The organism is Patescibacteria group bacterium (assembly GCA_028711655.1).
Taxonomy (GTDB): Bacteria; Patescibacteriota; Patescibacteriia; order Patescibacteriales; family JAQTRU01; genus JAQTRU01.
On sequence record JAQTRU010000034.1, the window covers coordinates 1 to 12,241 of the forward strand.

The following is a 12,241-nucleotide window of genomic DNA, read 5'->3' on the forward strand; positions in this document are numbered from 1 at the left end:
GCTACCCTTACTCTGCCGCGGAAATTTTTGTCATAAGCGAAAAATTGGCTCTCACCTCTGCCTTTAGCGTCAAAAATTCTGACCTGGGGGCCGCCGCCGGGACCGGCGCCAACGATAATTTCATCCACTCCGTCGCCATTTATGTCGCCGGCCGCCACGTTAACTCCGCCGCGGAAATTTTTGTCATAAGCGAAAAATTGGCCTAAAACCAAGCCTTCTGAATTAAAAATGCGAACATGCGGGCCGCCGCCGGGACCGGCGCCAACGATAATTTCATCAACTCCGTTGCCATTTATGTCGCCGGCCGCCACGTTAACTCCGCCGCGGAAATTCTCTCCGTAAGAAAAAAACTCTTTTTCCGCCACTCCGTTATAATCAGTTATTTTTGTCTGGCTGATATAATTTGAAAAAGGAGCCGCTAATATTTTCACCTTTTCTTTTTTAAGTTCTTCAATCGCTTTTTCAATCGCAGAAGCAATGTTTAACCTGCCTTTTCCTAACTGGCCCAAGAAACCCGGATTAAGCCGGCTAATATTATCCGCGCTGTTAAGTATTATGTTTACAACTTCATGGCGGGTTAATTTCGGGTTGACTTCTTCTATTAAAGCAACGGCGGCGGCAACCATCGGCGTGGCCATTGAAGTGCCGGACCAATAGCCATTGTAATATTTGTTGAATTGCGCCCTGCCCGGCTCGTAAACCGTTGTGCTGAAAATGCTTACTCCAGGAGCGGCGATGTCAACACACTTAAACCCATGGCTGGAAAAATTAGTTTTTTGGTCAAGAGTGTCGGTGGCGGCCACGCCGATAATCATATTTTCTCCGTTATTACCGTCATGGCAAACCGGATACATCGGCGTCCGGTCCAAATCATACCCGTCCCCCTCTCCCTGTTCATTGCCGGCCGCGGCCACAATGACTATTCCGGCGTTATAAGCTCTTTTTATTGCTTCATGCAAAGACTGGCTGTAGCCAAAACCAACAAAACTCAAATTTATAATGTCGGCGCCATTATTAACGGCATAATCAATCGCCCGAACAACCTCGCTCGTTCTGCCTTCGCCCTTATCATTTAAAACCCGCAAAGGCATTATGGAAGTTTTCCAGGTTATGCCCGTTATCCCCATTCCGTTATTGCCAACTGCTCCGGCTATGCCCGCCACAATTGTGCCATGCAAAATTCCCGCCTCGGTAAATCCCTCTTCAAACTTGGGCGAAGGGTCGGGCGTATTGTTTATGAAATCCCAGCCGTTAACATCATCAATAAAACCGTTTTTATCATCATCAATTCCATTGCCCGGAATTTCGTTGGTATTTCTCCAAATATTGCCGGCTAAATCCGGATGGTTTATCTGAATCCCCGAATCTATAATAGCGATAACCACATTAGGGCTCTGGTTTGCGTATTCCCAGGCAGCCGGGGCCTTTATTTTTTCCAGATACCATTGATTGCCATAATAAGCATCGTTGGGGATAGAGGAAATCTGGTAAAAATAATTAGGCTCGGCGTAACTAACCCTCTCGTCACTGTTATATTTTTCCAAAATCTCGTAAAAATCCTCTTCCGGCAAAATTTTTACAACCTCTATCTTGTCGCTATCCTTAAACTTAACTATTATTTCCTCAAATAATCCACCCGAACCCGTCTCCTTGCCTGCGCCTCCGACAGAATAAGCGGAAAAAAACAAAAAAATAATTACGAAGCATAAAAAATATATAAAAAAAGACTTTGAATTCTTTCTCTCCCCGCTAAATATTGCTGATAACTTTTGCGTAAAATACAACATGAAAATAAAAAAATAAAAAACATTAAGCCCAAAATTTACCCAATATAAAAGATGCTATCTAGCGGGGTAAATAACATCTTTATTATAGCACAAATAGGGATAGAGAGTAAAATATATTTAAAGTCTGTTTATTTCTTCCAAGGTTTCTCGGGCGCATTTTTCCCAACTAAAATTTTCCACTCTTTCTTTTCCTTTCTCTATTAAAATTTCCTTTAACTTATTATCTGTTATTATATCCTTTAAGGCCGCTTCTATTGAATTAACATCGTCGGGATCAAAAAAAAGAGCCGCTTCTCCCGCCACTTCTTTTAAAACCGGCAGGCAAGACGCGGCTATCGGCACTTGGCAAGACATGGCCTGGAGCAAAGGGATGCCAAAGCCCTCATATTTTGTGGGAAAGATAAAGGCGGTTGCCGCGTTATAGATAAAAGGCAAATCCTCTTCTTCTACCCAGCCCGGCATAATTATCTCCGGCTCCAAATCAAATTCTCTTATAATATATTTCGCTTCGTCATAACCGAAACTGGCGTCCCCGATCAAAACCAGCTTGTGTTTTATATCCTTATTATTCTCGCGCATTAAGCAAAAAGCTTCCAGCAAAGCCGGCGTGTTTTTCTTCTTTTCCAGGCGTCCGACATATAATACGAAAGGGCTCTCAACCCCGTATTTATCCAAAATTCTTTTTATTTTTTCCCGGTCATTAATCTTTCTATACAGCAATTTATTATAACCATTATAAACCACCTTTATTTTTTCTTCCCTGGTTTTGTAAGTCTTCAATATTTCATCCTTGGAAAAATTAGATACGGTTATTATTTTTTTGGCGCGCTTCAGGGCGAATCTTGTCGACCATCTCAAATAATCGGTAGAATTAGCTCTATATTCCCCTCTGGTGGCGGCTCTGACAAAAAAACAAATAATATTCCTTAAAAATTTCTTTTCTGGCCCGATATCATCCGCTCTGTAGAAAGGCCTATTCTTCTCAAAGGCAATGTCATGAATGGTAATCATTGTCTTTTTCGGAAAAATTAAAGGCAAGGTGTGGGCCGGCACAAATAAGGCGTCCGGCCTATGGATTAGCATCTCCCAGGTTAATCTTCCCAGAGTCCAAAAAAAATCAAAGGGCCAATTAAGAACCTTGGCCCGAAAATTATTATAAGGACTCTTTATTATCTGATAACCATTCTTGTCAAATTTAATTTCTCCTCTCCGATTAGAATCGGGAAAGTGTTGCCGGGTAGTCAAATCCAACAAGCCGTTTTTTAATGGTTTGTCCGAATATAAAATATATTGATTTTTGTCATCCAGTTTCGCCAACCATCTGATCAAATAATAAGAATACCACTCGGTACCGCTTTTATGGTCCCTATTGGCCCTGGAAGCGTCAATGCCAATTAGCATAACTAAAATTTGTAATTTTGTAATTTTTAAACAATTTTAAATTTCAAAAATTTAAAATTGGAAATTAAACAGACTTGAAGCGCAAATATTGAGAGTTTATCAAAAACAAGGATATTATTTCGTCGCGAGAATACTGCGTTTATAACTATTTAAATTATCCAGCGCTATCCCTGTGCCTTTAGCCACGCACAGAAGAGCCTCATCGGCCACATAAACCGGCACGCCGGTAGTGCGAGACAAGAGCTGGTCAATATTTCTCAACAAAGAACTCCCGCCGGATAGAACCATGCCCTTGTCCATTATGTCGGCGGCCAGTTCCGGCGGCGTCTTATGCAAAACTTTCTTAGCCGCGGAAATAATGGCTTCCAATTCATTCTGAATAGCCTCGGTAACATCATCGCTCGTTACGTTGATGCTGCGCGGCAAGCCGGTTATGATATCCCGGCCCCTGATTTCCATTGACAGCTTATCTTCCAAAAATAAGGCGGAACCGATGTTTATTTTTATTTCTTCAGAAGTCCTTTCCCCAACGGCTAAGTTATACTTTCTCCGAATATATTCCAAAATAGCCGCGTCAAATTTATTGCCCCCGACCCGGACCGAAGTGGAAGCGACAATTCCACCCAAAGAGATAACGGCCATTTCCGCCGTCCCGCCGCCAATATCAACAATCATGTGCCCGGAAGCCGAGCCAATCGGAATATCGGCTCCGATAGCCGCGGCGATCGGCTCTTTTATTATATAAGCGGCTTTGGCTCCGGCCGCGATTGTCGCTTCGGACACAGCCCGGCGCTCGGTAGAAGAAATTCCGGCCGGCACCGCAACCATAACTTCCGGCCGAAAAAGATGAATTCCGCCCAAAGTTTTATTTATAAAATACCTTAACATCGCTTCGGTCGTGCGGTAATCGGCGATTACGCCGTCTTTTAGGGGCTTCAGGGCTATAATCGTGTCCGGAGTGCGCCCCAGCATGTCCTTGGCTTCATTGCCCACGGCTAAAATTTTCCTGTCTTCCATGGAAATCGCCACTACCGAAGGCTCATTAATAACTATACCGCGCCGAGGCAGATAAACTAAGGTGTAAGTTGTTCCCAGGTCAATGCCTATCCGTTTTATAAACATAGTCAAAATTTCTAAATTACAATTTCTAATTTCTAATAAAATGTCAAATGTCAAAATTCCCGGCCCGCCTCGCGTTAAATAGTCTTCTGATAATTACCCGCCTGTATCCAGCAAACAACTTAAATTAATTTAAACAAATTAAAGGCGAGTGGGGCAGGCCTAATGACAAATCAAATCCCCCGGCCTCGCCAAGCGAAGCGGGGCGGGCAAAATCCAAATGTCAAAAATAGTTTTGCCTGCCTGCCGAAGCGTCGGCGCAGGCAGGGATTTTGGTATTTGAAATTTATTTGGCATTTGAGCTTTGGATTTTAGGGTTTTATTAGAAATTAGGTGAATTGGGAATTAGAAATTAACTTCAAACCCCTTATCCATCCTTAAATCCGTTTTCCATCTTATCCCCCCATCAAATTCCCTTTCTACAGATAAACCAGCCGGATTATATGATTTTACCTTATTTTTGAACTTTAAGTCAACTGCTAAATTTTCCACTTTGTTGCCGGGTTGCTTTTGGATATACAGGCTGTAATTCCCGTTTTTGGCCAATTTCCATAAATTATCCGGCAATTTGTATTCAAGGTACAAACTGCCAATCTTGCCAGGCTCAATGGAAATAAACATGCCAAAAACAGCTTTATTAAACTCGCTGGCGACATCAATTTCTTCCATATTTTTTTCTTCATTGTTTATTTCAACTTTCGTCAGTTTAGCCCCATCCGGAGCATAAATCCGAGTATAGGTCCTATACCTGGTTGTCCGCCAGTCAAAACCGCCATTATGGGCATAATTAGCTTTTAATTTAACAAACAAGCCATCGTCTTTTTGTTCTAACTTATAATCAATTCCCTTATTCATAACAGCGTCTGTTTTCAAAGCCGCTAAATTGGCGTCAACCACCATTAAGTAATCGCCTTTTGCCTCTTTGATTTCCCCGGCTCCGCCAAAATCTTTTATTGATCTCTGCGCCGGCTGATCTTTCAAAAATACCAAAATATTTTTTTCCAAAATATTCTCGGAAATGGCAAGTAAAATCTGCCGCCAGGAAGAAAAAGGCAAATCAAATAATTTTATCTTTAATTCTTTTACCAATTCTCCGACAACTTCTTTCCTCTGCCAGGAAGGAATGCCTAATTGAATATACCCGGCTTCCACTTTATATTGCAACAACTGCTGAAAATTTTCTTTATCATATTCCTCTCCGCCGGTGAAAATCGGTCCGGTTATCGCCAAAAGATCTGTAACGAATTTCGGAGTTATGGCCACAATCCCGGAAAAATCTCCGGAAAAATTATTAATTTGGTTTGCCGGCGGCAATAGCGAATCTTCTTTTTTGTAAAACCATTCAATCTGCGAAGCGGCGGTCGGCCAGTCAGGAGACCAGTTAGCATCCCTCATAAACCATTTGTCAACTTTTAAATATTTTTCCAAAGGCTCGGGGGGGGCGACATCAATCTTGTCTTTGACTGGCATATCCATATGGTAAATGTCATGGGTGTCAAAACGGGAGATATCTCCGTCTTTGATTTCTAAAATTCCATATGTTCCCAAAAATCCTCCTGTCGGCCTTAATTCATCATTATTCTGCAAAAGCGCCAAAAAGGCGATCTCATTCGGATAACCGGCCCAAAAAGGCAAAATTTCTGCAATTGTTACGGCCCTCTGGAGCAAAACGCCGCCAGCTTTAAGCTCAATTTTTATTTTGCTTATCTCATCTTTAAAAAGCCAAAATATTCCCCTGTAATCAATTCGATCCAAATTGAGGTAAGCCAAATCCAAATTGGCTTTTAATCCGGCCAACTCCGGGCCGGATTCATAAATTAATTTCAACATTTCCCTTTTTTCCTCCGGCTGCCAACCGGAAAAACTGGAACCCGACCGTTTTAAAAACAAAACATTTAACTCCTGGCCCATGACGGCGGCCCGATAAACCGATTTTGATATAATTTCTCCGCTCCCAACCAAATAGCGGAAATTATTAAGCTGGCTCTTGGAAACAGGCAGGCGGGAAATAAAAAAATTGTCTCCGGCTCTTTCAAGGTGGAGCGAAGCTAAATTAAAATCCTCTTCCGCTTCTTTTGAAGCGACGGAAGCGGAAGCGAATTTTCCTTCTTTTATTAAATTAACCGCTTGGCTTAAATTGTCCTTGGCCGCGTTTACACTCCTATAAACCTGCCGAAAATTAAAAAAAACGCTAAAACCGGAAATAATAACGAAAAAAACCAGAACAAGAAAACAAAAAAATAAATATTTTAAGACCCTAAAAATTACCCGCCTTTTCCTCCGTCTTTTAATAAATGGCGCCGAGGCGACTAAATCCTCGGCTTTTTCATAAACCCCGGCCAGATTCAAACCATTTGATTTTGAAGGCTTAAACATAAAAAACCTTATAACTTATAATCCGAATACCTTAATTCACCCGCCTGCCGTCAAGGCAGGTAGCATTCGTAGTTAAATTCGGATTCCTAAAATTCGTAGAATTCGTAGTAAAATATACCTAAATTATAGCAGAGACAACAAGGATTAACAAGCCTAAAAATTGACAAAAAATAAAAAAAATGCTAATATCCTAATAATAAAAACGAAAAAAGATCTTTCACATAAATCTAAAATCATATGGAGGGGTATTATGGTTTTCCAAAGATCAGATGAATCGTTTGCGCTTGTAAAACCCAAGGCGAGAATTAAATTCGCAGATATGAGACACCTAATATCATCTCAAATTTTGAGATGTTTCAGGGCCGACTTGTTTCAAAAACCAGGAACTCCGATAAGTCAACAAAAGTATATTGACCTTTTATGGAGCTCTATTAATAAAGGCTCTTACCCGGAGTTCATACCGAAAATACCGGAAGGCTGCCTGTCCCCTTTTCTAGTTCTGCCCAGGACATTTGCCGACTGCAAAGACCAGGCGGAAAAAATTGAAAAGGCCATGAATGGTCGAGTGGAATTCAATGAATTCAGCCGGACAATAACTGTCAAAACCAGAGAAAGGACAATAATTTTTTCAGAAATCGATTTTTCCAGTTGGTACACGATGCTTAGTATCAACCAGCCCCGCTGGCCATATCTCCTTCTCCGACCAATGAATTTGGAAAGACTCGAAAAAAAACTTGACGAATTTTCGCCCGAGGAAATACTGGCGATTATTTTCCAATGCACCGCGTAAAACAATCAACGCTAGAAGCGGGGAAGGTGGCTACTACAGCCCTTTGAAAGCATAATTCGCCTTTTGATCCTGACCAGATGGCAGGACTTCCAGATAAAACGGGCTCATGTATATTCTGCACGAGCCTATTTTTTTATACCAAAAGCCACGGACTTATTGCCCGTGGCATTTTTATTTTAAAAAACATTTAATCCATCTCTTATAAATTCCTTCCGCTATGCGTTATGCGCTTACTCATGCCCCAGCGCTTCTACCGGCTCAAGTTTTGCGGCTTTGCGGGCTGGATACAAGCCGAAAGCTATGCCAAAAAATAAAGAAAATCCGAGAGCAACCGCAAAAGACTTGATTGGCACGGTAAATCCCCAATTCCACCCATAATAACTGGCCCCAAGAGAAACAAACAAAGAAATTCCAACTCCTAAAATTATCCCGATAACACCGCCGGCAATTGTAATAAAAATTGATTCTGCCAAAAATTGCCACATAATATCCTCGTATTTCGCCCCAACCGCTTTGCGTAAGCCGATTTCTTTTGTCCTTTCGGTTACGATGACATACATAATGTTTGTAATTCCAACTCCGCCAACCACTAAGGAAATCGCCACAATCGCTAAAAGCAATAAAGTAATGGCTCCTGTAACAGTTTCCATTATTTCCATTGATTCCACCATTGAAGCGACGCGAAAATCATCTTTGCTAGCGCCCATCCAGCTCACGTATTCTTCGGTGGGATGGGGAAGGTCATGATTTTCCCGCAAGAGATAACGCATTTCCTCGGCGGTTTCATCAATAAATTTAGGGTCCTTAACCCGATGCATAAGAAAAAGAACATGGTCTATACCCATAACCCTTTTTTGCAAGGTTCTTACCGGAACATAAACAAAATCGTCAAAATCCAGGGTCATCACCGCCCCCCTTTCTTTAAGGACGCCGATAACCCTGAATTTTTTTTGGCGTATTTTAACAAACTGGCCGATGGGGTCGGAATTGCCGAATAACTTTTCCTTTATTTTGCTGCCCAAAACCGCCACCGGCGCCAAAGATTTATCTTCGGCTTCGGTAAAAAACCGGCCAAGATCAATTTCGCTTTTATCTATATCAATAAAACTGGATGTCGCGCCGAACAAAAAAACTTTCTTAAACTCGCTGCCGTAACTTACCAGTTCCTGCCCCATTATGCCGGCATAACCACTTTCTATATTAGGCAATTTATTAATATCTTCCATATCATCCAAAGTCAAAGTTGTGATTTGCACCCCCGTGGCTAAATTGGAGGCTGATTGGGTTTCGGCCGCCATCCCCTTTTTTGTGCTTGGCACCTTTATTTCCACTTCAATCATATCGGAGCCGCCGAAAGATTCCACTTCCCCCAGGATCAGGTTGTTTATGCCGGCTCCCGCGGAAAAAACAATAATTACGCTGGCAATTCCGATAACCATGCCTAAAACCGTCAGGCCAGTCCTTACTTTATTGGCGTGCACCGCCTGCCAAGCGATTTTGGTTGTATTAACAATATTCATCTATTCCTTGCTTATTAAAAATATTTTAATATATTAATTAGATTGAAAAATAAAATCCTAAGCACTAAATCCTAAATCCTAAACAAATTTCAATTTCTAAAATTCAAATGTTCAAAATACTTGTTTAAAAAATTTGTTAATTTGAATTTTGAATTTGTTTAGAGTTTAGAGTTTAGGATTTAGAATTTCTAAAATAGTCTTAAAATCTTAATCGTTACATATTATTCGTACCGCAAAGCTTCCACCGGTTCCAGACGCGCCGCCTTACGGGCCGGATACAAACCGAAAATCAAACCAACCAAAGACGAAACCCCAACAGCCAAAAGAATGGAAACCAAAGAAACGGAAAATTCCCAGTCGTAACCCAAAAAATTGGCTATAACTGAAATTAAAAAAGATATAACAGTCCCAAAAATAATGCCAACGACCCCGCCAAGAAAAGTTACGGCGATAGACTCAATTAAAAATTGACTTAAAATGTTAAAATTGCTGGCGCCGACCGCTTTGCGCAAACCAATCTCTCGCGTCCTTTCCGTAACGCTTACAAGCATTATATTCATAATTCCAATCCCGCCCACAACCAAAGACAAGGCCGCCATGGCCGCCAAAAAATAACGTAAAGCGTCGGTAATCATTTTTACCATATCCAGAGCTTGAGCCGCACTTCTGACTGTAAAATCGTCGCTTGCGCCGCTTGCGTCGGCAATATTATGCCTTTCCCGCAAAGTAATTTTTACTTCTTCCATGGCTTCGGCAATATTTTCTTCATAATCAACTTTGGCCCTAATCATATTAATATGATTAACTCCCAATATCAACTTTTGCATTGTCCGGATAGGCAAAAAAATTTGATCATCATAATCCTGAAAAGCGACCGTTCCTCTTTCCGCCATAACCCCGATCACTTCAAAGGTGTGTTTTTTTATTTTTATTCTTTGCCCAACCGCGTCAGATTCGCCGAAAAGTTCGTTTTTAACCGTATGGCCCAAAACCGCCGCTTTGGCCAAATTTTTTTCTTCTTCCTTGGAAAAAAAACGGCCTTTTTCTATTCTTCCTCCTTCCACCTCCATCATCCCGGCCGTACAACCGCTTAGATTGGTATCATAATTATTGGAACCCCAGCTGGCCGAGCCCACGCCGTTGGAATAAGCCACCACTCCAGAAAGGTGAGGAGCATTCCTTTTATCTCCCAGGGCAACGGCGTCTTCATAGGTGAGAGTCGTAATAACTATACCCATGACTGAAGCCGGCGGGCCTTCATTTTCGGCCTTACCCGGCAAAACACCGATTATATTCGTGCCCAGACTTTTAACCTGGGCCAAAATCAAACTTTGGGCTCCGGCTCCGACCGCCATAATAATAATAACCGCCCCGACACCAATTATAATTCCGAGCATAGTCAAAAAACTTCTAACCTTATTAGCTAGAAGCGAAGTGGTAGAGTTACGGATACATTGTCTAATAATAGTTATCATTTAGGCGCTTAACTAATAATCTAAAATTAAATAAGTTTTATAATTAAATGTAAATATACCTAAAGTATTGACATTTTCAAATTTTTATGTTTATATTTAATTAAGAAAATTGCTCTCAGTATTACAACACCCATAAAAGGAGGGGTACATGAAAAAGCAAAGAGTCCATGTGGTAGCGGTAGTTGCTCTGCTTGCCATAGCCATAATCGGCTTCTTATTCTTATCACATTCCCAGAAGCCGGCTATCGAGAACGCAGATAATTCCGGCGTAATTTCCCAGGTACCATCCGCGCCGGATACGATCAGAGCTGAAAAAATAAAACAGTTTCTCGGCTTCTTAACTGAGTACCAAGCTCAAAATGAAGAAATTCTCCCCGGTGATCAGGGTGAGAGAGAAATCCTGTGGTATCAGACCTATCTCTGTTTTATCCAAATGGAATGCGCCTATTATTCACTTAATGAAACAGAGAAATGTTCAATTTTCGCCACGGATCAGAAATTACCAAAAGGTATAAAGATTAGTCAAGGCGAGCCGTTGACCGAAGTCGCGGGCGTTCCCCTGACAAGCGGCAATCCGAGGGAAGATTTCGAATCCTTCCTGGGAAACAGCTATGTCGAAATAGACTATATGTCAGCTTGGTCAATGTTCCAAGACGCTGAAGTCTGCCAAAGGGTTACGGATGAATATTATAACGAACTTGAGGTAAAAGGCCTCAAAGTCGTCCATTGAATCTCTTTTCGAATGAACTAAGGAGCCTGTGTCTGCACAGGCTCTCTTTTTATTTTTTATTTCAATATCTCCCCATCATGAGCCAATCTTTTATTAGACACGCCATAATCATCAACAATTAATCCGTCTTTTATTCTTATAATTCTATCAGCATGCTCGGCCGTATAGGTTTCATGGGTGACTAAAATTATAGTATTGCCGGCATCATTAAGCTTCTGCAGGATTTCCATAACCTGGACGCCTGATTTAGAATCTAAATTTCCGGTCGGCTCGTCGGCAAAAACCACGGAAGGGTTATTAACCAAAGCCCGGGCAATGGCCACTCTTTGTTTTTCCCCGCCGGAAATCTGGTTGGTAAAATAATCTAACCGATGGCCCAAACCCACGCTTTCTAAAACTTGCTTGGCTTTTTTATTCGGATTATTTTTATTCTCGGAATAGGCCAAAGGCAACTTCACATTATCCAAAACAGTCGTTCGGGGAAGCAGATTAAACGATTGGAAGACAAAACCGATTTTTTTATTGCGCAAGCCGGCTAATTCATCGTCGCTTAAGTCGTTTACATTCTCCCCTTCCAATTCATAGGTCCCGCTTGTTGCCCGGTCAAGCAAACCTAAAATATGCATTAAAGTGGATTTCCCCGATCCCGAAGGGCCCATAATCGCCACGAATTCGCCTTTGGAAATATTAAAAGAAAGGCCGTGCAAAACCTTGGTCACGACCTCATCTGTCCGGTATTCTTTTTTTAGATCTTTTGCCTGAATCAATGGAACTGACATTTTTTTATATTCCTTGTTAAAAATTACCGTTAAATTTTATTTTCCGTTTTTTATAAAAGTTATAACCTGATCGCCCTCTTTAACTCCGGACAAAACTTCAACCATGCCTCCGTCGCCCCGCAGACCGATTTTTACCGGCTCCTCAACGACTGTTTTGCCAACCAAAATCCTTACGTATCTTTCACCGTTATTTTTTTCTATTACCGCCCGGGACGGCATGATTAAAACGTTTTCCCGGGACGCGGTGGTAATAATAACATTGGC

The 12,241-nt window shown here is 41.6% G+C and carries 10 protein-coding genes; 2 read left to right on the forward strand and 8 right to left on the reverse strand.

The window, feature by feature from the left end:
• The 4 genes from PHQ42_04170 to PHQ42_04185 all read right to left on the reverse strand — a co-directional run.
• On the reverse strand, positions 1 to 1,688 hold a 1,688-nt coding region (locus PHQ42_04170), incomplete at its 3' end, for a S8 family serine peptidase (protein ID MDD5071901.1).
• A gap of 216 nt (positions 1,689 to 1,904) precedes the next feature.
• Entirely contained in the window at positions 1,905 to 3,188 is a 1,284-nt protein-coding gene (locus tag PHQ42_04175) for a glycosyltransferase family 1 protein (protein MDD5071902.1), read from the reverse strand.
• 114 nt (positions 3,189 to 3,302) lie between these two features.
• Positions 3,303 to 4,310 (reverse strand): rod shape-determining protein, encoded by a 1,008-nt coding sequence (locus PHQ42_04180; protein MDD5071903.1) that lies wholly within the window; start codon positions 4,308 to 4,310, stop codon positions 3,303 to 3,305.
• Between the two features lie 342 nt (positions 4,311 to 4,652).
• Positions 4,653 to 6,683, reverse strand: coding sequence for a DUF4012 domain-containing protein (locus tag PHQ42_04185; GenBank protein ID MDD5071904.1), 2,031 nt, complete (start codon positions 6,681 to 6,683; stop codon positions 4,653 to 4,655).
• A 250-nt stretch (positions 6,684 to 6,933) separates the two neighbouring features.
• Between PHQ42_04185 and PHQ42_04190 the strand changes: the two genes are divergently transcribed.
• Positions 6,934 to 7,473, forward strand: coding sequence for a hypothetical protein (locus PHQ42_04190; GenBank protein MDD5071905.1), 540 nt, complete (start codon positions 6,934 to 6,936; stop codon positions 7,471 to 7,473).
• 230 nt (positions 7,474 to 7,703) lie between these two features.
• Here PHQ42_04190 and PHQ42_04195 read toward each other — a convergent pair whose 3' ends face one another.
• Together PHQ42_04195 and PHQ42_04200 are read right to left on the reverse strand one after the other, a co-directional pair.
• Complete coding sequence (locus tag PHQ42_04195) at positions 7,704 to 8,993, reverse strand: ABC transporter permease (protein MDD5071906.1); 1,290 nt, start codon at positions 8,991 to 8,993, stop codon at positions 7,704 to 7,706.
• Between the two features lie 221 nt (positions 8,994 to 9,214).
• Complete coding sequence (locus tag PHQ42_04200; GenBank protein ID MDD5071907.1) at positions 9,215 to 10,390, reverse strand: ABC transporter permease; 1,176 nt, start codon at positions 10,388 to 10,390, stop codon at positions 9,215 to 9,217.
• Between the two features lie 226 nt (positions 10,391 to 10,616).
• On the opposite strand from PHQ42_04200, the gene PHQ42_04205 reads away from it, so the two are divergent.
• On the forward strand, positions 10,617 to 11,198 hold the full coding sequence (locus PHQ42_04205) for a hypothetical protein (GenBank protein MDD5071908.1): 582 nt from the start codon (positions 10,617 to 10,619) through the stop codon (positions 11,196 to 11,198).
• Positions 11,199 to 11,254: 56 nt separating this feature from the next.
• On the opposite strand, the gene PHQ42_04210 is transcribed toward PHQ42_04205, so the two are convergent.
• Both PHQ42_04210 and PHQ42_04215 read right to left on the reverse strand, forming a co-directional pair.
• Positions 11,255 to 11,977 (reverse strand): ABC transporter ATP-binding protein, encoded by a 723-nt coding sequence (locus PHQ42_04210; GenBank protein ID MDD5071909.1) that lies wholly within the window; start codon positions 11,975 to 11,977, stop codon positions 11,255 to 11,257.
• Between the two features lie 36 nt (positions 11,978 to 12,013).
• The coding region (locus PHQ42_04215) for an efflux transporter periplasmic adaptor subunit (GenBank protein ID MDD5071910.1) at positions 12,014 to 12,241 on the reverse strand (228 nt) is incomplete at its 5' end.

Bases quoted from the DNA above. Each gene is read 5' to 3' on its own strand.
- PHQ42_04195 (MDD5071906.1), bottom strand. From the start codon at position 8,993: ATGAATATTGTTAATACAACCAAAATCGCTTGGCAGGCGGTGCACGCC.
- PHQ42_04180 (MDD5071903.1), bottom strand. From the start codon at position 4,310: ATGTTTATAAAACGGATAGGCATTGACCTGGGAACAACTTACACCTTA.
- PHQ42_04210 (MDD5071909.1), bottom strand. From the start codon at position 11,977: ATGTCAGTTCCATTGATTCAGGCAAAAGATCTAAAAAAAGAATACCGG.
- PHQ42_04185 (MDD5071904.1), bottom strand. From the start codon at position 6,683: ATGTTTAAGCCTTCAAAATCAAATGGTTTGAATCTGGCCGGGGTTTAT.
- PHQ42_04205 (MDD5071908.1), top strand. From the start codon at position 10,617: ATGAAAAAGCAAAGAGTCCATGTGGTAGCGGTAGTTGCTCTGCTTGCC.
- PHQ42_04200 (MDD5071907.1), bottom strand. From the start codon at position 10,390: ATGCTCGGAATTATAATTGGTGTCGGGGCGGTTATTATTATTATGGCG.
- PHQ42_04190 (MDD5071905.1), top strand. From the start codon at position 6,934: ATGGTTTTCCAAAGATCAGATGAATCGTTTGCGCTTGTAAAACCCAAG.
- PHQ42_04175 (MDD5071902.1), bottom strand. From the start codon at position 3,188: ATGCTAATTGGCATTGACGCTTCCAGGGCCAATAGGGACCATAAAAGC.